A 20,872-nucleotide genomic window follows, 5' to 3' on the forward strand; every position below is an offset into this window, starting at 1 on the left:
ATGCGCGCAAGCGATATCCTTGACCCCAACAGCCAGATCGGCGTGAAGTTACGATCGCTTTATGCTGCCGTGCAGGAAGAGGCGATTCCCGACCGCTTTCTCGATCTGCTCGAGAAGCTTGACCAGGCTGAGCTCGTCGCGTCGGCAAAAGCTGTGAAGTAAGGTGGCTCCATGGAAAAGCAGCAACCAAGCTTCAAGCGCGAGCTCCTCGCGTCGCTCCCTAGCCTCCGCGCCTTCGCCATCTCGCTGATTGGCCGGCACGACCGGGCGGATGATCTTGTCCAGGACACCATCATGAAAGCCTGGGCAAAGCAGGATCATTTCGAGATGGGCACGAACATGAAAGCCTGGCTCTTCACGATTCTGCGCAACGAACTCTACAGCCAGATGCGCAAGAGCGGGCGCGAGATTCAGGACAGCGATGGCCTGTTCACCGAGTCCATGGCTATGCACCCGGCCCAATACGGGGCGCTCGATCTTCAGGACTTCAAGAAGGCGCTCGATCAGCTGCCGCCGGACCAGCGTGAAGCGATCATCCTGGTCGGCGCTTCCGGTTTTTCCTACGAGGAAGCGGCGGAAATCTGCGGATGTGCAGTCGGAACGATCAAGAGCCGCGTCAATCGCGCTCGCCAGCGTCTCCAGGAACTGCTTCAGATATCCGGTGAAGCCGATTTTGGTCCGGATGCGACATCCTCGCCGCTGACGTCCAAGGCCTTCGCCTTCTGATATAATAGTCTCGTTCGATCCATAGGAGAGGCCGGCTGCCCAACAGGGCGCCGGCCTTTTCCTTGAGCTACGCGAAAATTGAGAGGTCAGTCGTCGCGCTTGGAACCGACGAGGTTGGCCGCCACGATTGCTGCAAGAACGCCAGCCGTCAACAAGGGCTGAGCTCGGACAAGACCAATGCCGACCGCTGCAAGCGATTCCAATGCCTGCTTGCGTTCTTTGGCACGGCGCGCCTCCTGGGCGTTGATCACCATCATGATGACGAGAACGACGATCGCCACCAGCAGGGCTGCGGCTGCCAGGAACAGCGCTGCGCCGATCGGACCGTAGATGCCTGAGAGCCAGATGGCACCGGCGACGACCGCGAGCGTATAAGCGGTCAACAAGAGCACGACGGCAATGGCAACGAAAATACCGTTGCGCTTCGTCCGCGCAACGGTTCGGTGAACACTCGTGCCTACCAACAGGCTGAGGAGCGGGAAGAGCATTTAGCCTCCTTAACGGCGGGCAAGAAGGGCGAGGACGAGCCCAAAGGCTGCTGCCGCCCCGACGGTGGCGATTGGGTGACGGCGCACGGTATTGCGCACTTCGTTGGCGCCGCGAAGGTAGCTTTCCTGCAATTCATGCATCAGGTCTTCGCTGCGAGAGAGCAGATCGTCGTAGCTGGCGGCTGCCTGATAGCGCATGCGATCGCTCGACTTTCGTGACTGCTTTCCGGCAATCTTCGTCAGTGCTGCGATCTCTTCACGAAGAGACTCGATCTGTTCTTCGATGGTGGATTCGATGTTGTGAAGCGTGCCGCCATTGCGCCGGCTGCGAATGGGGTGGAGGAGCGAAGAGGCCACGATTTTCTCCATCGGTGAGGCGCGCTCTTAGCGGCCTGATTCAACACAGGGCCGCTGCCGAAGTTTGCATGAAGATTATCGCCCGGCAATGACCCACATCATCAATTGCTTAACGCGGTCACCCTGCAAAAGTTCCGCTACGCTGGATTGTATCCGGTTTGGATCGCACTGTGCGCAAGCACGAAGGGCGTACCGTCGGCCGGAACCTGATTGATCCGCAGGGCACAGCCGAAGACAGATTCCATTGTCTCGTCGGTCAGCACATCGCGGACGCTACCGCTTGCAGCCAGTTGGCCGGATTTCATGAGAATGATCCGGTCGGCGAAAAGCGCGGTCAGGTTGAGGTCGTGCATGACGGCGATGACGCCGCCACCGGCCTCGCAGAAATTGTGCGCCAGAGTCATGATCGTCAGCTGGTGGCTGATGTCGAGGCTGGATACCGGCTCGTCGAGCAGAAGCCAGCAGGGCTTGCCGTCGACGACCGGCTCGGCGATCTGGCAGAGCACGCGGGCGAGTTGAACGCGCTGCTGCTCGCCACCCGAAAGTTCCTGATAGAAGCGGCCTTCGAAGCCCCCCAGGTCGACGGAGGCCAGTGCATTCGCCGCGGTCTGCTCGGCTTTCTCAGGATTGCGATTGACGCCGGTGGTCAGGCCCATCCGCACCACTTCGCGCACCGTGAAGGGAAAGGAGATCGAGCTTGCCTGCGGCAGCACCGCCCGCATCGTCGCCAGCCGCCACGGCTGCAGCGCGTTCACTTCCTGACCATTGAGACGAATGGAGCCGGAGTAGGGGAGTTCGCCGGAGACCGCTTTCATCGTCGTTGTCTTGCCCGAGCCGTTCGGACCGGCAATCGCGGTCAACTGGCCTGCCTCGGCGGAGAAGCCGACCTGACTAACAATGGTCTTGCCGGAAAGGCGCACGGAAACGCCGGATACCTCAATCATTGCTCAATACTCAAAGGGCAAGGCGTGCGCGATGCCGCAACAGAATCCAAAGGAAGAACGGGCCGCCGACGGCGGCCGTAATGATGCCGATCGGCAGTTCGGCCGGCGCGACGATGGTCCTGGCAAGAACATCGGCAAAAATCAGCAGCGAGCCGCCGAGAAGCGCCGAAGCTGGCAGCAGGAAGCGGTGATCGGGGCCGATCGACATGCGCAGAACATGCGGAACGACGATGCCGACGAAGCCGATGCCGCCGCTGACTGCGACCGAAGCACCCGTCGCCCCGGCGACGGTGACGATGGCGATGTTCTTCAGCCGCTGAACAGGGACGCCCATGTGAAAGGCTGTAGCCTCACCGAGAGTGATGGCATTCAGGCCAGGGGCCATGAAGGGTATCGCCGCAAAGGAGAGAAGAATGATCGGGCCGGCGGCGGCGATCTTTGCCCATGTCGCCCCGGCAAGCGATCCCATCCCCCAGAAGGTGAGGTCGCGGAGTTGCTGATCGTTGGCCATGTAGATCAGGAGGCCCGTGAGCGCGCCGGCAAGCGAGCCGAGCGCGATGCCGGCAAGCAGCATCGTGGCAACTGAGGTCTGGCCGTTCCCGGTTGCGATCCGGTAGAGCAGCCACGTGCTGGCAAGTCCGCCGCAGAAGGCTGCGATCGGCAGCGCGTAGATGCCGAGCAGCGTGTAAAGCGGCGCGGCAAAGGTGCTGGCGAGCACGATGATCACCACGGCACCGAGGCTCGCGCCGGAGGACACGCCGACGAGCCCGGGATCCGCAAGCGGATTGCGGAACAAGCCCTGCATGATGGCGCCTGAGACGGCAAGCGAGCCGCCCACCAGGAAACCCAGGATCGCGCGGGGCATTCGGATATCGAAGATGATGATCCGGTCTCTGGCGTTCAGCGCATCGTCCGAGCCGGCCATGTTGGCGATGACGTCGAGGAACGAGGCGTTGGAAGCACCCGTTGTCACTGAGAATAACAGGGACAGGACGGACCCGACGGCAAGCAGAACGATTGCCAGCAGCGCGAGGCGACTGCGATCACCCGCCCTTTGAAGCTCCCGCAGACCTGTCAGCGAAAACATGGAGCGCTTCTGTCCGATGGCGTCCTGCAGAGCCATTATCAGCTTCCGTAGATCGCTGCGTTCAACTCACGGACGGCGCTCGCGGTGCGCGGGCCGAACCCGAGCAGGTGGAGGCCGTCCATGCGAATGATTGCCTTGTTTTGCGCCGCGGGTGTCAGGGCCAGCGCGGGCTGCTTCAGAAGATCTTCATCCTTGGTGGCTGACCCGTCGCCGCGGTTCATCATCAAGATGACGTCAGGCTTGGCTTCCACGATCGCCTCGTCGGTTAGCGGCTTGTAGCCCGGGAAATTGCCGACGGCATTGACGGAACCGGACAGCTTGATGATGCCATCGGCTGCCGTGCCGGTTCCGGAGGCCATGATCTTTCCTCCTTGCATACTCAGAATGAAGAGGATGCGCTTCCGCTCGCCTTCGGGGCGCTTGGCGGCGTCGGCGATTGCCACGTCAAGATCCACACCCACCCTTTCCTCTAGCGCCTTTGCCTTGTCGGGCTGGCCGAGGAGATCGCCGACCCGGTCGATCTTGGCGAGGATGCCTTCGCGGGTATAGGCGTTGGGCACGGTCTCGAAGGGGACGCTCGCGCTCTTGAGCACGTTCAGCGCTTCCGGTGGCCCGGATCCCTCGATGGCGATGATCGCCGTCGGGTTCATGGCGAGGATGCCCTCCGGCGATAGCGCGCGCATGTAGCCTACGTCGGGCAGCTTTGTTGCCGCTTCGGGATACAGGCTGGTCGTGTCGCGCGCGATCAACCGGTCCTGCTCACCGAGCGCGTAGATGATCTCGGTGACATCGCCGCCAACGGACACAAGGCGCGTCGTATTCAGTTTTTCAGCGGCCGGGGCATTCGAGACCGGAGCCAGCGACAGCCCAATAACCGTGGCTGAAAACGCCATCGCCCGAAGCCGCTTGCTGCGCGGTGCCTTACGCATCGTTATCCCCTTGCTCATGCCGCGACGCTGGTTCCTGCGCGCGGCAGGTTTTCCATGATCGAGCGCCAATCGTCGCGCTCATCGGTGCCTTCCTTGCGCTTGCCGAAGAACTGGATGATCATTTCGCCCTCGGCATTGTAGGCCTCGAGCGAGGTTACATGGCCGTCCTTTGTCGGCTTGCGTACCGCCCAGGTCTCGGCGATGTGATCCTGCCGAAGATGCAGGTGGAAGGTCGGGTCGAAGATATTGATCCACGGACCCATCGGCTGCAGGTTGAAGATCGGGCCGGAATGGATCTGCACGATGCCGTTGTTTGCCACGAAGCACATGACCGGCAGACCGGCCTTGACCGAAGCGTGCATCATCTCCGCCGTTGCCGTGTTGTCGAGTTGCCACGCGTAGTCGTCGCCGACGGTGCGAACGGCGGCTCGGCGGCCGATCTTCAGCTTGCGCAGCATGCCGAAGAACTCGTGCGTGTCGGTGAGCTTGCTCCAGTGCTCCCGCAGTTCATCGCGGGTGACCTCGCCGCTCTCATCCATCGATGAGGGCGTCGGATCAGCGTTGAATTCTTGCGACTGATCGTCGAGCGTCAGATCCCGGACGATGGCGCGATAGGCTTCGACATTCGAGTCCGGGCGAAGATGGATCTTGTGAACCGCGTTGCCTGCCTTGTCGAAATACTGCAGGCTGAGTCGCTCCTGGTCGCCGTCCTTCTTAGAGACGGCAAAAGCATGCGCCCAGCGGTTTGGAAAAATGCGCAGGTCGATGTTTTCCCCGAGCACGATCGAGGCGTGCGGCCCGGCGGTGATGTTCTCGTAAACGCCGATCTTTTCGTGAACGGCGCTTTCGTTACGGGAAAGGGCCATGACTTCGCCGAGTTCAGCGACCCGCTCCAGGAGCTTCACGGCGCTGCCGTCGATGCGGGTTGCGGTGATGCCGACTTCGGCCGCAACGAGAGCAGCTTCCGAAATCTGAAGCTGTGCGGCGATATCGCGCTCGCGCATCTTCGGATTCTCCGCGCGAAATGCGCGTATGTCGGCGGGAGCCGGTTTCGTGGTTTCAGTCATGTCCTAGCCCTACTTGTTGAGAATGAGTTTGCCCTGACGGGTGATTTTCATGCGGTAGACCACGCCGTCGTGACGGATCATGATCTCGGTCGCTCCGCGAAAAATGTCCGCACTTTCCAGAACGCGCATTTCTGCCGTTGGTTCGCGCTGCGGCGACGCGTGACTAAAGCTATCTGGCTTCTCAACCATCATTTTCGATCGGCTATTTCCGCTCGATCCGCGGCGTCCAAACGCCCGGAAAATCCATAATTATCTTGACTTTCATAGTCATCATTTTTTAATGACGCAATAGCGGAGTTTATAAGTCAAGTTTTAGAGTTTATTGATGGAAGGAATGGCAGTGAGCAAGGTTGCAGCGCTTTTGACGAGCGGTCTGATCGTGGTTGCGAGCGCATCGCAGGTTTTTGCTCAGGACGCTGCTGCAGCGTCGCCGGCCAAGGGCCTTGAGGTCGAGTTGAACGGTCTGGCGCCATCACAGAAGGGCTGCATGATGACCTTCGTTGCGCTCAACAATCTTGCCGCGCCAATCAGCAACTCCTTCGAGCTTGCTTTCTTCAACGACAAGAACGCGGTCGACCGGGTTACCGTGCTGGACTTCCGCGATCTGCCGCAAGGCAAGAAGCGTGTGCGCCAGTTCGACATGCCGAACGTCAACTGCGAGAGCGTGACGCGCTTGCTGATCAACGACGCGCCAGTCTGCGACGGGCCGGCCTCGGGAGAGTGCATGAAGGGCCTTGTCACTCGTTCACAGGTTTCCGTTCCCTTCGAGGGTTGAGTGGTTCGCCGGCATGACAGCCGACGGTTTTCTGTTTCAACTGGCCGAGGCAGGCACAAATGGCAGTTTCAGCAAAATCCAAATCGAGAGTCATTCTCGTCGAGGAACCGGTCGCTGACGGCGGAATGAACGACAACAATCCCGGCATGCATCCCGGGCATGAATTGTCCGATCTTCGCAATGTGCCACGCCAGCCAGCCGCCGAAGCTTCCATACACTACGCGCGCCTGGCGTTGATCGAATCCTTCCCGCAGGCTCCGCAGAGTGCGAGCAGCACCGTCGCAACCGCGCCGTCGCTGGAGGCGAGCGCCGAAAGGGAAGAGAACGCGAAACCACCTCAGCGCAATGTGGTGATGGCTTGCCTCAGTTCCTTTGCCTGCCATGCGGCCGTCATCGCGATGCTGGTGGTCGGATTTGTGGTCACACCGCACGATCCGGTCGAAGAGGCCGGCGAAGTCGTGAGCGTCATTATCCTTGGCGATTCGGAAGCGGACCAAGCGGCGGCGGGCGAGAAGGCTGAGGAGCAGCAGCCCGAGCAGATCGTAGCCGAGACCGCGCAGACTCAGACGGTCCAGCCGACGGCGGCGACGCCGACGGAAACGGTGACCACCGAGCCGGTAACCGTTGCGCCTACACAAGAGGTTACGCGCGTTTCACCGGAGAACATCGTTGCCGCGGAACCGGAGGTTTTGACTTCGCTCTCATCGGCCGAGACGTCCTTCGTGCAGCCGATGGCGACCGAAGTGCCGCTCGAGGTGCCTGCGGAAACGCCTCCGGTTGCTCAAGCGGCGCCGGAAGAGATCAAGCCGGTTCAGCCGGTGGAAACGGCGGCGGTCGCTCCCGAGCCGGATAAACCAACACCGGAGCCCAAGCTGAAAGCGGAAAAGCCCGTCAAGAAGCCGATCGAGAAGAAGGAGCCGCCGAAGAAGGTTCAACCATCCGCAGGATCCGGCGGTGAAAACGAGCAGGATTCCAAGAGAGGGTCCGCCGACGGGACCGAGACGGCGACATCGAACCAGAATTCGCGTGGGGCTGGCAGCAGTGGCGGTGCGGGGAGCGCGGCCGTCGCCAATTATCCCGGCAAGGTACAATCCCGGATTCGTCGCTCGGTCAGGGTGCCGTCGGAGTACAAGCGCATGAGCACATCCATGAGCGTTCGCGTTCGCCTGACAATCGGCGCCAGCGGCGATCTGAGCGGTCTTTCGATCGCGCGCAGCTCCGGTATTCCGGAGCTGGATCAGGCTGTTGTCGAGGGCATCCGCCGCGCTGCTCCGTTCCCTCCGCTCCCTGTCGAGTGGGGCAAGCCGGTCTGGTCGTTCAGCCAGGACGTCCAGGTGACGGGTCATTGATAAAATATGACTTCTATAATCAACTTTATACTTTACTCTAAAAATCAAGTTTAATAAGGTCCCCCGGCACACGCAGGAATCGTGTGACGATCAACGAGCGAACGGGTGGGCAATGGCTCGAAAGACGAAGAAGGGTTCCAACCGCGAGATCCGCGTTAACGCTGATGCTCAGACGGTTCAGGAAACGTCGGGGCGGTCCAAACTTGATGGACGCAGTTTCCTGTATGTCGGCGGACGGGACTGCCAGGTGGCGCATCTTCGCCAGATCGCAAGCGATTTCGGGGCAGAGCTGATCCATCACGACGGCGGTTTGCGCGAGGCGGTCTCCCGCATCGACACCGTACTTCCCTCGGTCGACTGCGTCTTTTGCCCGATCGACTGTATCAGCCACGATGCCTGCCTGCGCGTGAAGACCGGCTGCAAGAAGTTCGGCAAGGCCTTCATCCCGCTTCGAAACGGCAGCAAGTCCAGTCTGGAACGTGCGTTGCAGACAATGAACGAACGAGACAATTCCCGATGAATGAAGAACGCCCCGGTGGGGTCATGATGATCGGCCTGCACAAGATCGCCGCTCAAAGAGGCGACGGCCTTGTGCCGGAGCTTTACGAACTGCTGCTCCGGAATGCCGAGCGGCGCAAGGACTATCCCAACGTATCGGAGTTTCCCCTCTGGGAGGCACGGTTGCCTGGCCAACAGCCTGAAAAGCCGCTTGGTCTGGAGGCCGCAAACGGCAATAATGTTGTAGCCTTCGCGCCTTCGCGCGTCGCTGCGAAAAGCAAAGCGTAGGGATCACCCATGTATATTGCAATGAACCGCTTCAAGGTTGCGATTGGATCCGAGGCAGACTTCGAGAATGTATGGCGCTACCGCGATTCCAGCCTCTCGCAGGTTCCTGGCTTTGTTGAATTCCGGCTGCTGCGGGGCAAGACTAATGCGGAAGAGGACTACACGCTGTTTTCCTCGCACACGCTCTGGCAAAGCGAGGACGACTTCCTGAACTGGACGAAGTCCGAAAACTTCCGCGCCGCGCACCGCAACGCTGGTGAACGCAAGGCAATGTATAAGGGGCCTCCGGTTTTTGAAGGCTTCACCGTGGTTGCTGGCATCTGAAATGACCGAACAGGATCCGGATCGTGTCGAAGTCCTTCCGGTCTTGCCATCGCTTGATCTCGATGAAACGCTGGCCTTTTATCGCGACCAGCTCGGCTTCGACCGGATCATCCACCAATCTCCGGACTATCTGATCCTCCGCCGGAACGAGATGGAGTTGCATTTCTGGCTGGCGCGCGACCGGGCGTTATGCGAAGCGACGTCCGTCTATCTGCGTGGCCGTCGGATCGCTGCGCTCCATGCGGAGTATCAGGAGAAGCGGGTGGCGCGTCTGACCGCACTTGAGCGACGGCCGTGGGGCATGGAAGAGTTCTATATCCATGACCCGCATGGCAACCTGCTGCGGTTTGGGCGCATCCCCGTCAGCTGATCGATCAGCATCGGCGAATGAAAGCGCCCACGGCGATCGCCAGCCAGCCGAACATCATGGCAAATCCGCCGGAGGGGGCCGCCAGCGGAAACAGGCCGGAGCCAGCATAACGCAAAACAACGAGATCCCCGGCAAACAGAAGCGTGCCGACCCCTATCAGTATGCCGGCAAGCCACGCCGTCTTAAGTTTTTCGGCGCCGATCGCGAGGGCGAACAGGGTGGGGGCGTGCGCCAGGCACATTGCCGAAGCCGAAGCGAGAAGATGCGCGTCGCCGCCGCCATGCGCTGCGGCCGCGGCCAGCGCCACGCCGGCAAAACCGAACAAGCCGGCAAGCAGATAAAACAGCGGCGCAATACGCGCGTTCAGCGTCATGGTCATCCGTGTTCCTTGTTCTGCATGTGATATGCGAGGCGTTCGATGGGGGGCAGGATGATCTCGCGCAGCTTCGGATTGGCGATGGTTTCCTCGAGCGCGCGACGGAAGCAATGTAGCCACTCGTCGCGTTCCACCGGACCGATCTCGGCAACGAAATGCCGGCTCTTGAGGCGTGGGTGACCGCGCTTGTCGGTGTAGAGCGGCGGGCCGCCGAAATATCCAGTCAGGTATTCGTAGAATTTCTCCTCGCTGCCTTCCAGCGTCGGCGGATGGACGGCGCGAACGTGCTGTGCCTCCGGCAGCGTATCCATCAGCTCATAGAAGCGGCGACACAGGGCGCGGACGGCCTCGTCGCCGCCAATCGCCTCATAAAGCGTAATGACATTTTCCGTCACGGTTCCATTCCTCGAAATCGGACTCTTAATGCACTGCGGGGAGCGGGACTGCAACCGCTTGGATCAGCACGCGGCAATTCGCCATCCGCACAGACAGTCGAATATGAGTTGGCTTGACAAAACCGTCTGGACGGTATCTTCTGTTGGCATGTCACTCGCTCATCATCGCCGCAAACAGCCCCTTGTCGTGCGCCAGCAGCTGCTGGACGTGGCCGCTCGCCTCACGATGGAGCAGGGCATGGCCGCACTGACACTGGATGCCGTATCCGGCGCATCAGGCGTCAGCAAGGGTGGGCTACTGCACCATTTCCCGACGAAGAACGCGTTGCTGGACGCCCTTTTCGAAAGTCTCCTGGATCGCTTCGACGCCGATATTGACGAGCGCATGCGCGAAGACCCTACCCCGCATGGCCGCTTCAGCCGGGCCTATCTGCATGCTGTCGCCGATCTTAGGGATAAGCCCGACGAGGCCGCCCATTGGGCTCAGGTCACCATGGCGCTGCTCGCCGAGCCAAGGCTTCGGCAGCGCTGGCGCGAGTGGGTGCAGGAGCGGACGGAGGAATATGTCGGCACGGATTCGTCCGTCGATGCGCAGATCGTTCGATTTGCGGCCGATGGGCTCTGGCTTGCCGACATGCTCGGCAGTCATGACAGCGGCGGCGACCGCCAGGCGCTCATCTCCCGTCTCGTCGAATTGGCCAACAAGTAGGGTAGGTCCACCATGGCTCCAGCTGCCGTCTATGCGCTGCTCTTTGCTGCGATCGCGCTCGAGGTCATCGGCACGACGGCGCTGCAGTTGTCGCAGCAGTTCACCCGCGTAGGACCGACGGTCGTGGTGGTCGTCTGCTACGCGACAGCATTCTATTGCCTGTCTATGACCTTGAAGATCATCCCCGTCGGGATCGCCTATGCGATCTGGAGCGCGCTCGGCATCGTGCTGATATCCGGGGTCGGCCTCGTCTATTTCAAGCAGCGGCTCGATGCGCCGGCGATCGTAGGGCTCGGGCTGATTATCACCGGCGTGCTCGTGGTCAACCTCTTCTCGAAGTCCATCTCGCATTGATCTTGCCCGAAGGCGGGCAGATGCGGGTAAATGTCCTGCGCCGCGGGTCCCCTATATGTCGTCGCGACATTTGACCTCATCCTGCGCGATCTTGCGAAACATGCGGTCCTGTCCATATTTCTTTGAGCTTTGGGCCGCTTGTTCCACGCATTGGACCACTCATGACCGACCGCACCACCGATTCAGGTCTTTCCGGCAAACCTACCCAGTCCAGGGACCAATCCCTTAACACTGCCGGCATCACGCCGATGGGTCGACCAAGCGCAATTACGCGCTTCTTCATGGGTATCGTCGCGTGGGCGGAAAAGCTGAACTTCAAATATGCCAGGCTCGGCAACCCGCCGGTCTATGATACCGCGACATTCCCTTGGGTCGCCGAGGTTGAGAAGGCGTGGCCGGAGATACGGTCCGAGCTGGACCGCGTGCTCGTGCGGCAGAGTGAACTGCCGTCATTCCAGGACATCTCGACTGATGTGAAGACGATCTCAAGCGATAGTGGCTGGAAGACCTTCTTCCTCGTCGGGTTTGGCGTGATGTCGGAACAGAATATCAGGGCATGCCCGCAAACCTGGGAGGCGGTGCAGAAGATCCCGGGATTGAAAACCGCCATGTTCTCGATCTTCGAGCCCGGAAAGCATCTGCCGGCTCATCGCGGACCTTACAATGGCGTGCTTCGCCTGCATCTCGGGATGATCGTACCGGAGCCTGCCGACAAGCTTGCCATCCGGGTCAAGGATCAGATCTGCCGTTGGCAGGAAGGAAAGGCGCTGATCTTCGACGACGCCTACGAGCATGAGGCGTGGAACCATACCGACGAGACGCGCGTGGTGCTCTTTATCGATTTCGTGAAGCCGTTGAAGTTCCCGGCGCGCTTTGTGAACTGGACGCTGATGAACCTTGCCGTTTTCACGCCCTTCATTCGTGAGGGGTTGGACAATCACAAGGCATGGGAAAAGAAGTTCTACGCGGAAGCGGAAGCCTTCAGAAACACGCCGCAGAACTAACCTTTCGCCTGCATCGCCGATCAATTGAGCCGTAGAATTGCGCAGGCTTTGCTGCGGTGCCAAGCTTCGTTCAATTGTTGTTGGCTGCCATCAATCGGCGCTGCGCGCTTATGGCCAGATACATCACGTAGTCTTCTGCGGCGTCTGCGAGATGAAGAGCAATTTCCTCTTCCCGCCATCCCGCCGCGACCGCGCGACGGACAACTTCGGTGATTGCCATATTGCAGGCAGCTTCGCATTCCCGCTAGCGTCCCATATCGTCGGCGCTATATTTCGGAGTTCGGATGTTTGTCATGGCTGCAACGTGCCACAATCCCCTGCGTTTTCAATGGGATGCTAATGGAGTGGTTAGCCGGTAAGGTTAAGTGCAGTGCGGTTGCGTCAAAAAGAAAAACGGCGGCTTCGCATGCGCTAATATGGCACTTCCGGCGCTGCTAATATGTGCCGATTTCGCCAAGAATGCCGAATGAAGTTTGCTCCTCAGCGAGCGAGCCTAGCTCGCAAATGACATTTCCGTGTGAGCTACCTTGCCTAGCCTTCGGGCATGCAATGTCGGCGTCGCGGCAAATTATGATTGGTCGCCGGCAGTGACGAACAGAAAGTCCCGCAATTGCTGGGCAAAAAAACGATCCGCTAACCACAATCGTCATGCGCCCAACAATATCATTGAATTCTAATCGATAGGATGTTATCTAATTCCATGACAACGAATCAGACACAAACCTGGGCCGAGTTCGCACCATTGCTTATGATCTGCGGGCGCGGGTGGCGTCGCGCTTTGAACGCCATTCTGACCGAGCACAATCTATCCGATGCCAGCGCGGCGCCGTTGATTGCGCTGCTTCGGCATGGCGACCGGATCCCACAGGGTGTTCTGGCCGAACGGGTCGGTGTGGAAGGGCCGACGCTCGTGCGGGTTCTTGATAGTTTGGAAAATGACGGCTTGATCCGCCGGGTCCCCGATGAGGCGGACCGTCGCATCAAGCTGGTGCAACTCACCGGAGGAGGCACAGCGGTCGCCGAGCGCGCCGAAAGCTGTGCGGCGGAGCTGCGAGCACAGATCCTTGGCGACCTCGATCCTGAACAGGTCGGGGCCGCCCTGGAAGTCCTGCGCGCCATCGCGGCGAAAACCGCGGCCCTATCCGGAATACAGGAAAATGACGAGTAGCAAGAACGCGACCGATCCCAGTCTGGGAGACGTCGTTTTTTCCATCAAGACCTTCGCCGCCGCAATGCTGGCGCTTGGCCTTGCGCTTTGCTTCGACCTGCCAAACCCATACTGGGCGGTCGGCACGGTTTACATCGTGGCCCATCCGCTGTCCGGGGCGAGTACGTCGAAGGCGCTCTACCGACTGATTGGCACCGCACTCGGCGGTACGGTCACGGTGATCCTGATCCCCAACCTCGTCAATTCGCCTGAATTGCTGACGCTTGCGATTGCGCTGTGGATGGCCTTTTGCCTCGGCGTCAGTCTGCTCGACCGGACGCCACGGAGCTACAGCTTCATGCTGGCGGGCTACACGACCGCTCTCACCGGATTCCCGATCGTCGCAAATCCGGACACGGCCTTTACCTATGCAACTGCCCGCGTCGAGGAAATCGCGCTCGGCATCATCTGTGCGGCGATTGTCAATCGTATCTTCTTTCCCCGGCATGCAGGGCCGGTTCTGGCCGCGCGCATCAATGCCTGGCTGCGAGACGGCGCCGAGCTCGCCATTGGCACGCTGGAGGGCAGGGGACGCGATCCTTCGCTTCTGGCGGCAGCCCGACGGCTGGCTGCCGACGCAGTCGACCTCCACAGCTTTACCACTCACGTGGCCTACGACACTTCGGCACTGCGCGATATGGTCGGTCGCACCCGAATGCTGCAGCAGCGCATGGTTGCGATGCTGCCTGTCGTTTCAGGGTTGGCTGACGTGCTGCACGCGCTCGACAAGGCGACGCCGGGCAAATTCACACCCGCGATCACTGCACTCGTAACCGAAGTCAGCGCGTTGCTCGAAAACGGTGCGCCTCTTGCCGAGGATAAGCGCCAGCAGCTCCTTGCCCTGATAGCGAAGTCTGAGGAGGAGGGACGCGAGCAACAGGAGTGGAATGGGCTTCTTGCTCACAACTTCACCGCTCGCATCCGCGATCTGGTGCAGATCTGGGGCGACTGTCTCAGTCTGCGCGAGGATATCCAATCCGGATCGCATCACGATCTTCGTTGGCGCCGCTTCGGCACGTCGTTCGATCGCGCGCCGATCCACAAGGACTACGGCATGGCCGTTCACTCCGGCCTATCCGTGATGCTGGCGACGTTCATTGCCACAGCCCTCTGGATCTATACCGGCTGGCCGCAAGGCAGCGCCGCCGCGATGATGGCAGGTGTGCTCTGCTGCATCTTTTCATCGATGGACGATCCCGCGCCGATGATGATCAAGTTCGTCAATGTGGCGATCGTCACCGTGATCGCAGCGTTTGTTTTCGAGTTCGGCCTGATGCCGTTGGTCCATACCTATGTCGAGCTTGCCGCAGCACTTGGATTGGTCCTGGTGCCGGCGGGGTTGTTGATGACCAAGCCATCGCTCGCTCTCTACGGCATGGGCTTCTGCGTGAACCTGCCGAACATGCTGACGCTGCAGGATCGCTTGAGCCTGGATCTCGCCTCCTTCCTCAATTCGAACGCGGCCATGATCATCGGCATGGTGATCGCCTGCGGAACGACCGTTCTTGTTCGTTCTGTCGGTGCAGAATGGACCGCCTACCGGCTGCTGCGCTCGGGCTGGACCGATATCGTCGCTGCGGCGCGTCGCCCTGAGGACGTCGACTTCACGAAGTTGCTTTACCGGATGGTCGACCGGTTTGGCCTGGTTGCCCCGCGCCTGGCGATGATCCCGGCCGAGTCCGCCGTCGCTCAGACCGATATCCTGCGGGATCTGCGGAACGGCCTCAATACGCTGGAGCTCCAACGCCACAAGCAGCTTGTCTCGCGCGACAAGCGCGAGCCGATCGAGAACGTGCTGTCGGGCGTTGCGGCTTATTATCAGCAGAAGCAGAAGAGCCGGGATGCTCAACCCGACGGAAACCTGCTGACGACACTGGACCAGTCGCTCGCAGCACTGATTGAGGCCGGCCGGTCGTCGGCGATCGAGGGCGCGCGCCGCTCGATGACAGCGCTCAGATACACTCTCTACCCGGATGCAGCCTCCCTCGCTCAGGCTGTCACGGGCGCGACAGCCGGAACTGCAAAGGAACATGCGGCATGAGGCCGGATATCGATATTTACGGGGTCTTTCTCCCAACGCTCGGCGCGATCGCATTCGCCGCTTACCTCCTCAACGCCATCCTGCGGAGTGCACTGGCGTATGTCGGCTTCTATCGTTTGGTCTGGCATCGACCGCTCTTCGACACGGCCATGTATTTCTGCCTGCTCGGCGCCATCGCGCTATCTTTGAATAAGGTGTCACTATGAAATCGCTTTTCGCTCATTCCGGTCGCTTCCTGGTTACCGGCGTCATGGTCGCTTTGGCGGGAGTGCTCGGCTGGCATTTGTGGGACTACTACATGGACGAACCATGGACCCGCGATGGCAAAGTTCGCGCGGACGTCGTACGCCTAGCCGCCGATGTCTCCGGGATCGTCAGTGAAGTCGATGCAAAGGACAATCAGACTGTTCGCAAGGGCGACGTGATCTTCCGTATCGATCAGGCGCGTTTTACGCTCGCCTTGCGCCAGGCCGAAGCGCAGATGGAAAGCAGCAAGGCGGCTCTCGACCTGGCGAGAAGCGACCTCGAGCTCTATCGCAAACTTGGCGAGAGCTCGGTGACACGGCAGAAGATCCAGCAGGCTGAGACGACAGTCCAGCAGGACGAGGCCGCCTACAACCAGGCCGTGATCAGCCGTGACACTGCTCAGCTCAATCTCGACCGTTCCGTGGTGCGGGCGCCGGTCAACGGCGTGCTCACCAACTTCTCCATGCAGCCGGGCAATTATGTTACTGCGGGCACCGCCGTTACCGCCCTGATCGACAGCGATTCCTACTACGTCGCCGGCTATTTCGAAGAAAACAAGCTGGACCGCATCAAGGTCGGCGATCCTGCGCTCGTCTATCTGATGGGCAGCAAAACGCCTCTTAAGGGGCATGTCGATGGCGTCGCGGGCGGCATAGAGGATCGCGAACGCAGCGATACCAGCGCGCAGCTCGCTAACGTAACTCCGACTTTCACTTGGGTGCGACTGGCTCAGCGCGTCCCCGTACGCGTGGCGCTCGATGCGCTGCCCGACGACACGGCGCTTGTCGCCGGTCGCACTGCAAGCGTCACCATCGTTAATTGACCCGAGGCGGCTTCAAGAGCCGCCTTCGCAAAACTGTAAGTTCACCGGTCTGGGCGTCCCGCGATGACCGGATACGCAGCCATTCGGCTTGAGAAAAGCAAAATGACGCCCGGTTCTAGGAGACAGCCGTGGACGACCGTCACGTCATAGAAATCACTACCTGGCTGATGCAGAGCGGGCTCAAGGGCGTGGCCGAAGCGGACCTGCTCGCCGGCTTCTGTGAACGGTGTGGTGCGAACGGACTGCCGGTCGAGCGTTCCGTTGCCGTCATGGACACTCTGCATCCGGTCTATGAACGCCGAGCTTTCCGCTGGGACAGCCGAGAGCCGATCGAGCGGGTGTCGGAATACGGCTTTTCCGGTGCCGGAGCGATCGCCGACAACTGGCTCCGCTCCGCATTCCATCATTTGGAGACGACGGGGTCCGTAGAGGTCCGCAGAAGCCTGAGCAATGGTGACGCGACCGATTTCTACCTGCTGGACGATCTGAAGGCTGCTGGTTTCACAGACTTCATCGCCATTGCGCATCGCTTCGGCGATGGTGGTACGATCGGAGACATCGACTGCTTCTTCTCCCACTTTGCCACGCGAGCGAAGGATGGATTCTCCGATCGTGACGTCGCGGTATTGCGCGATCTGCTTCCCTGCCTGGCGCTGGCCGTCAAATGCGTGACGATTAGCGGCGTTGCCGGCACGATTGCCAAGGTCTATCTGGGGCAGGATGCGGCCAACCAGGTACTGCACGGCAAGATCACCCGCGGTCAAAGCGACCGCATATCGGCCGCGCTGTGGTTTTCCGACCTTGCCAACTTCACGCACATCTCGGACACAGTCGATCCGGAAGAGATTATTCCGATGCTCAACGACTATGCGGATGCAGTGATCTCGTCGGTGCAGGAAGCGGGCGGCGAAGTGCTCAAGCTGATGGGCGACGGCACGTTGGCGATTTTCAAGGGCAGGCGGCCGAGCGAGGCCTGCTCGGCGGCGTTGAATGCCCGGTCGCTGCTCGATAAACGCCTGCTCGACCTCAATGCGCAGCGCCGTATCGAGGGGAGGCCGGTGACCGACGTCTATCTCGGGCTCCATCTCGGCGAGGTCTTTTACGGCAACATCGGGAGTGCAGATCGCCTCGATTTTACGGTCATCGGGCCTGCCGTCAACGAAGTCAGCCGAATTGTCTCGCTCTGTCGGTCGCTGCAGAGCCGCTTGCTGATGTCGGCGAGTTTCGCGGCAATCGTTGCACCCACACAAATGGACAGCCTGCATTCGATCGGCCAGCATGTCTTGCGCGGCGTCAATCGTGCTCAGGAACTGTTCACGCTGATGCCGCTCATTTGAACTGATCCCGGCCGCGTGACCATACAGGCCCAATTTGCAGCACTCTTGTTGCGTTCCAGGCGGGTACGGAACGTAAATGCCAAGGTAACAAGGCTTGGTGGCCGCTATTAACGCGGGTCTGTTACCGTTGCGTACTTCCGCCAAGCCACTGGCTCGCTAAGATTGTTCAAACGAAGCCGACTGAGGCCGGGGTGGTCTTCATGGGCAAGGAAAACGACGGGCTAAGAACGCCTTCCGATGCCGAGCGGCGAGGGTTACACCGCTTGATGCTGAAGCTGCCCTCGGTCCGCGGGCGGCTTCAACTGATCGGGGAGAAGTCGGAATCTCTTGGCAGCCTCTGCGAGGCCTATGAGGATGCTAGCTCCACCCTCGACCGGCTGAGGAGCAGTGCCGGCGACATGAACCATGCGATGGTCCATGAGTATGAAATGGTCTGCGCAGAGATCGAGGCAGACGTGATCAAGTACTGTCGTGAGCGCGGAGGCGGCGGCCTGGAATAGGACCGACCAGCTCGCACCAATGTCGGTCACGTTTTGGTTTTGTTAGCGTTTTGTGTTGCAACCCCTTGTTTTCTGCGAGGCAAGCCCATCTGTTCTACTTGGCATTGAGCATTGCGTAGCGGGGCGGCAATGAAGGCTAAGGAATACGAAGGCTGGGCTCATGACGTTTCATGCTCGGAAGCCAGCGCAGAACTGGAGCGTCTGCTCGCCGACGAGCGGTTCAGGGCCACCGAAAGAAGCCGCAGCATCCTTAAATATATCGCGGAACAGCAATTCGCTGGGCACGCCGAGGGCGTGAAGGCCTATTCTATCGCCATTGACGTGCTTGGCCGACAAAGCAATTTCGATCCGTCACTCGATCCCATTGTTCGCATCGAGCTCAGCCGATTGCGATCCTCGCTCAGCCAGTATTACGAGGCTTTCGGTGAAGATGGTGGGGTCACGGTTCAATTGCCGAGAGGGCGCTATATTGCGATTTTCACGCGGTCCACCGGTGCATCCCCAGGCATCGATGATCGAGAGCATCCCGCAACGACCTGGGGCGAACCCGTAAAGCTGGTTCCTCAGTTGCCCGTTTCTACGGTTGCGCCGAAAGTCCAAGGCGCCTTCTGGGCGACCTTGCGGCTCGCTGCAACCCTGGCGCTGCTGATGGTCGTGGTCGTAGGCACCGGTATCACCGTTTATGCGGCGCGTACCGTCACAACAACGGCCAAGCCTACAGTCGCACTCACGCTGACTGCGGTGGATGAGGGGCTGCGTGACGAGGCCGCTGTTACTCGGGACATGTTGCTGACCGCCCTCACGCAATTTCAGACTCTGACGGTTTCGCAAGCCGACCGGCGCGAGAGGCCGCTTGCCTCGGTGCTTCGCCCGGCCAGATCGAACGCCTACGCAATCGATATGAAATATTACGGTGATGGTGACGATCGCAGTATCTGGTGGCAGGTCGTCGACACGGCGACGGGCGATCTTCTCAAATCCGGTTTGGAGAGGGTCGATACCAGCGGCAGGACGGTTGCGTCGGTCCGGGAGGAATTGGTCGCGCAACTCTCGCGCCGCTTTGCTGCTACACGTGGGATCATCAACAACATCGAAGCACACGATATGGCTGAGGGCTCGCTTGGCAACGCATGCGTCCTTCAGGCCGAACACGAGTTGGACGACGGCCCGGCATCGGCCCTCGCGCGTACAATCAATTGCCTGGAAAGAACGATTGCGGCAAACCGCTACGATGCCGACGCAACCGCAGCGCTGGCAATGCTGCTAGCGGCGGGGCAGGCGGAGATCACCGACAACAGCAAGCTCGCGCGTGCGCTCGAGCTTGCCAACCGGGCAGTCTCATTGTCGCCGCTTTCGGACCGGGCGCACCTGGCGCTGATGTTGTCGCAATTCTACAGTGGAAGGATCGACGCGGCAATCGCCGCGGGCAACCGCGCGCTCGCGCTCAATCCCAACAACCCCGATGTGGCTGCAAAGCTTGGTCTTGCACTGTTCGCGCTGGGCTATTTTGATGCGGGCGTTTCTCTTGCGCGCGATGCCGGTAGATTAGTCGATGTCGTTCCGCGTGATGCGGTCCTGGTTCTCGCACTCGACGCTTACCGCCGAAGAGATTGGTCGGAGGCTTCGCTGCTTGCCGAGCAGGCAAGTGACAGGAATTTCCTGATCAGCGTCTTGCGCGTTGCCGCACTCGGGCAACTCGGGTCGGATGAAGCGGCGCAGCGGCTTACAGAGCTCCGGCAGCTCACGCCGGATTTCGAGACGACCTTCCGCGAGAGAATGGCGCAGCGACGCTATCAACCGCTGCTTTCCGCCTCCATCGAAGAAGGACTGACGAAAGCGGGCGCCCGCTTCACAGCGGAGGGGCTAGCGACTGCCTTTTAGCCGGCGCTGCAGCGTGTAGTGAGTCCGCGTCGGTAGCGCAGCGAGTTCCGTAAGAGTGTTTCGCTGCGTGCGACCGGCGGCAAGGGCCGCGCATTTGCGCGCGGCTCGCCCGGGCCGATATTGCATGTAGGTTTACAGTCGTGGCTGGTATCGATCGCCGTCTAACTTTGGTTGGCTGCCCCTTTGGCAGTCGTTCGGCGTTTGGCTGGCTTGGCGGGCGCTTCGTCTGAGCCTCCTGAGAGTGCCTTGCGCAGGTTCTCCTCCTGATCCGGCGCTAACGAGGTTTTCAGTACGCGGCCACGCAGCCCCTGGAACTCTGCCAGGACTTTTTCCGGCTGCACCTTGCGTATGAGCACGAAGAGAGCGGAGGAGGAGTTCGGTATGGTTCCGCCAAGAGACTTGATGAATTCGTCGTTGATGCCGTAGTCGGAAAGCGAACCGGAGATCGCGCCAGTGCCTGCACCGACGAGCCCGCCGATCGCAAAGCCTGCGAGCGGATTGAGGAATAGCAGACCAACCAGGGCGCCCCAGAGTGAGCCGGACAAAAGCCCCGATGTGGCCCCGATTGCTGCCAGGTTGAGGCTCTGCTTGAGATGGACCTTGCCGGCTTCATCTCTCACGACGACCACCGCGTCCTCGAGGTCGACCAGATATTCCTTCTTCAGGTTGTGAAGTTTCAACAACACCTTATCTGCTTCATCCATGGCATCGAAGCCGATCACAACGAGTTCCGACATTGTTCGTTCCTTTCGTTTGATAGCAGGGGTACAGAGCGGTTGAACGGCTGGAAAACGCCA

Annotated in this window: 29 protein-coding genes; 18 read left to right on the forward strand and 11 right to left on the reverse strand. The window is 60.3% G+C overall.

Features of this window, described 5'->3' with window-relative positions:
- Both C934_RS0119180 and C934_RS0119185 read left to right on the forward strand, forming a co-directional pair.
- A complete protein-coding gene (locus C934_RS0119180) occupies positions 1–162 on the forward strand; it encodes a NepR family anti-sigma factor (RefSeq protein ID WP_245267976.1) in 162 nt (53 codons plus the stop codon).
- 9 nt (positions 163–171) lie between these two features.
- A complete protein-coding gene (locus tag C934_RS0119185; RefSeq protein WP_007533712.1) occupies positions 172–726 on the forward strand; it encodes an RNA polymerase sigma factor in 555 nt (184 codons plus the stop codon).
- 86 nt (positions 727–812) lie between these two features.
- Here the strand turns inward: C934_RS0119185 and C934_RS0119190 are convergent, their stop codons facing one another.
- The 7 genes from C934_RS0119190 to hemP all read right to left on the reverse strand — a co-directional run bounded on the left by C934_RS0119190 (position 813) and on the right by hemP (position 5,790).
- Positions 813–1,214, reverse strand: a complete 402-nt coding sequence (locus C934_RS0119190; RefSeq protein ID WP_018116935.1) for a hypothetical protein — start codon at positions 1,212–1,214, stop codon at positions 813–815.
- A gap of 9 nt (positions 1,215–1,223) precedes the next feature.
- Entirely contained in the window at positions 1,224–1,583 is a 360-nt protein-coding gene (locus C934_RS0119195) for a DUF883 family protein (RefSeq protein ID WP_018858253.1), read from the reverse strand.
- Positions 1,584–1,708: 125 nt separating this feature from the next.
- Positions 1,709–2,515 (reverse strand): heme ABC transporter ATP-binding protein, encoded by an 807-nt coding sequence (locus tag C934_RS0119200; protein ID WP_018858254.1) that lies wholly within the window; start codon positions 2,513–2,515, stop codon positions 1,709–1,711.
- A 10-nt stretch (positions 2,516–2,525) separates the two neighbouring features.
- Complete coding sequence (locus C934_RS0119205; RefSeq protein WP_018858255.1) at positions 2,526–3,638, reverse strand: FecCD family ABC transporter permease; 1,113 nt, start codon at positions 3,636–3,638, stop codon at positions 2,526–2,528.
- A 2-nt stretch (positions 3,639–3,640) separates the two neighbouring features.
- Complete coding sequence (locus tag C934_RS0119210) at positions 3,641–4,549, reverse strand: heme/hemin ABC transporter substrate-binding protein (RefSeq protein WP_018858256.1); 909 nt, start codon at positions 4,547–4,549, stop codon at positions 3,641–3,643.
- Positions 4,546–5,598 carry a hemin-degrading factor gene (locus C934_RS0119215; RefSeq protein ID WP_018858257.1) on the reverse strand — a complete coding sequence of 351 codons (1,053 nt, stop codon included), beginning with the start codon at positions 5,596–5,598 and terminating at the stop codon, positions 4,546–4,548. Before C934_RS0119215 ends, C934_RS0119210 begins: the two co-directional genes overlap by 4 nt.
- Before the next feature lie 9 nt (positions 5,599–5,607).
- Positions 5,608–5,790 (reverse strand): hemin uptake protein HemP, encoded by a 183-nt coding sequence (gene hemP / locus C934_RS0119220; protein ID WP_018116941.1) that lies wholly within the window; start codon positions 5,788–5,790, stop codon positions 5,608–5,610.
- A 142-nt stretch (positions 5,791–5,932) separates the two neighbouring features.
- On the opposite strand from hemP, the gene C934_RS0119225 reads away from it, so the two are divergent.
- The 6 genes from C934_RS0119225 to C934_RS0119250 all read left to right on the forward strand — a co-directional run bounded on the left by C934_RS0119225 (position 5,933) and on the right by C934_RS0119250 (position 9,202).
- Positions 5,933–6,373 carry a hypothetical protein gene (locus C934_RS0119225; protein WP_018858258.1) on the forward strand — a complete coding sequence of 147 codons (441 nt, stop codon included), beginning with the start codon at positions 5,933–5,935 and terminating at the stop codon, positions 6,371–6,373.
- A 59-nt stretch (positions 6,374–6,432) separates the two neighbouring features.
- Complete coding sequence (locus C934_RS0119230) at positions 6,433–7,722, forward strand: cell envelope integrity protein TolA (protein ID WP_018858259.1); 1,290 nt, start codon at positions 6,433–6,435, stop codon at positions 7,720–7,722.
- Between the two features lie 112 nt (positions 7,723–7,834).
- On the forward strand, positions 7,835–8,242 hold the full coding sequence (locus C934_RS0119235; RefSeq protein ID WP_018116944.1) for a DUF2325 domain-containing protein: 408 nt from the start codon (positions 7,835–7,837) through the stop codon (positions 8,240–8,242).
- Positions 8,239–8,508 carry a hypothetical protein gene (locus tag C934_RS0119240; RefSeq protein WP_018858260.1) on the forward strand — a complete coding sequence of 90 codons (270 nt, stop codon included), beginning with the start codon at positions 8,239–8,241 and terminating at the stop codon, positions 8,506–8,508. Before C934_RS0119235 ends, C934_RS0119240 begins: the two co-directional genes overlap by 4 nt.
- Before the next feature lie 9 nt (positions 8,509–8,517).
- Positions 8,518–8,832: an antibiotic biosynthesis monooxygenase family protein gene (locus C934_RS0119245; RefSeq protein ID WP_018858261.1), complete on the forward strand. Its 315-nt coding sequence runs from the start codon at positions 8,518–8,520 to the stop codon at positions 8,830–8,832.
- Between the two features lies 1 nt (position 8,833).
- Entirely contained in the window at positions 8,834–9,202 is a 369-nt protein-coding gene (locus C934_RS0119250; RefSeq protein ID WP_018858262.1) for a bleomycin resistance protein, read from the forward strand.
- 4 nt (positions 9,203–9,206) lie between these two features.
- Here C934_RS0119250 and C934_RS0119255 read toward each other — a convergent pair whose 3' ends face one another.
- Positions 9,207–9,575 (reverse strand): DUF423 domain-containing protein, encoded by a 369-nt coding sequence (locus C934_RS0119255; RefSeq protein ID WP_026371930.1) that lies wholly within the window; start codon positions 9,573–9,575, stop codon positions 9,207–9,209.
- A gap of 2 nt (positions 9,576–9,577) precedes the next feature.
- Positions 9,578–9,973: a group II truncated hemoglobin gene (locus C934_RS0119260; RefSeq protein ID WP_018858264.1), complete on the reverse strand. Its 396-nt coding sequence runs from the start codon at positions 9,971–9,973 to the stop codon at positions 9,578–9,580.
- Between the two features lie 148 nt (positions 9,974–10,121).
- Here C934_RS0119260 and C934_RS0119265 point away from each other — a divergent pair, with 148 nt between their 5' ends.
- The 3 genes from C934_RS0119265 (at position 10,122) to C934_RS33810 (ending at position 12,040) form a co-directional block, all read left to right on the forward strand.
- Entirely contained in the window at positions 10,122–10,682 is a 561-nt protein-coding gene (locus C934_RS0119265) for a TetR/AcrR family transcriptional regulator (protein WP_026371931.1), read from the forward strand.
- A 12-nt stretch (positions 10,683–10,694) separates the two neighbouring features.
- Complete coding sequence (locus C934_RS0119270) at positions 10,695–11,036, forward strand: SMR family transporter (RefSeq protein WP_018858266.1); 342 nt, start codon at positions 10,695–10,697, stop codon at positions 11,034–11,036.
- 161 nt (positions 11,037–11,197) lie between these two features.
- Positions 11,198–12,040 (forward strand): aspartyl/asparaginyl beta-hydroxylase domain-containing protein, encoded by an 843-nt coding sequence (locus C934_RS33810; protein ID WP_018858267.1) that lies wholly within the window; start codon positions 11,198–11,200, stop codon positions 12,038–12,040.
- 70 nt (positions 12,041–12,110) lie between these two features.
- Here the strand turns inward: C934_RS33810 and C934_RS32175 are convergent, their stop codons facing one another.
- Entirely contained in the window at positions 12,111–12,260 is a 150-nt protein-coding gene (locus C934_RS32175; RefSeq protein WP_018858268.1) for a hypothetical protein, read from the reverse strand.
- Between the two features lie 480 nt (positions 12,261–12,740).
- Between C934_RS32175 and C934_RS0119285 the strand changes: the two genes are divergently transcribed.
- From C934_RS0119285 to C934_RS0119315, 7 genes are all read left to right on the forward strand, one after another.
- Positions 12,741–13,208, forward strand: a complete 468-nt coding sequence (locus C934_RS0119285) for a MarR family winged helix-turn-helix transcriptional regulator (protein ID WP_018116954.1) — start codon at positions 12,741–12,743, stop codon at positions 13,206–13,208.
- A complete protein-coding gene (locus C934_RS0119290) occupies positions 13,198–15,288 on the forward strand; it encodes an FUSC family protein (protein ID WP_018858269.1) in 2,091 nt (696 codons plus the stop codon). Before C934_RS0119285 ends, C934_RS0119290 begins: the two co-directional genes overlap by 11 nt.
- Positions 15,285–15,494, forward strand: a complete 210-nt coding sequence (locus tag C934_RS0119295) for a DUF1656 domain-containing protein (protein ID WP_018116956.1) — start codon at positions 15,285–15,287, stop codon at positions 15,492–15,494. Before C934_RS0119290 ends, C934_RS0119295 begins: the two co-directional genes overlap by 4 nt.
- A complete protein-coding gene (locus C934_RS0119300; protein WP_018858270.1) occupies positions 15,491–16,357 on the forward strand; it encodes an efflux RND transporter periplasmic adaptor subunit in 867 nt (288 codons plus the stop codon). Before C934_RS0119295 ends, C934_RS0119300 begins: the two co-directional genes overlap by 4 nt.
- Before the next feature lie 128 nt (positions 16,358–16,485).
- The gene (locus C934_RS0119305) at positions 16,486–17,694 is read left to right on the forward strand and encodes an adenylate/guanylate cyclase domain-containing protein (RefSeq protein ID WP_018858271.1); all 1,209 of its coding nucleotides are present in this window, start codon (positions 16,486–16,488) and stop codon (positions 17,692–17,694) included.
- Between the two features lie 191 nt (positions 17,695–17,885).
- Positions 17,886–18,194: a hypothetical protein gene (locus tag C934_RS0119310; RefSeq protein WP_018858272.1), complete on the forward strand. Its 309-nt coding sequence runs from the start codon at positions 17,886–17,888 to the stop codon at positions 18,192–18,194.
- Positions 18,195–18,323: 129 nt separating this feature from the next.
- Entirely contained in the window at positions 18,324–20,075 is a 1,752-nt protein-coding gene (locus C934_RS0119315) for a tetratricopeptide repeat protein (RefSeq protein WP_018858273.1), read from the forward strand.
- Between the two features lie 161 nt (positions 20,076–20,236).
- Here the strand turns inward: C934_RS0119315 and C934_RS0119320 are convergent, their stop codons facing one another.
- On the reverse strand, positions 20,237–20,812 hold the full coding sequence (locus C934_RS0119320) for a DUF1269 domain-containing protein (RefSeq protein WP_018116961.1): 576 nt from the start codon (positions 20,810–20,812) through the stop codon (positions 20,237–20,239).
- Positions 20,813–20,872 lie beyond the last annotated feature (60 nt).

The organism is Rhizobium sp. 42MFCr.1 (genome assembly GCF_000377185.1).
GTDB lineage: Bacteria > Pseudomonadota > Alphaproteobacteria > Rhizobiales > Rhizobiaceae > Rhizobium > Rhizobium altiplani.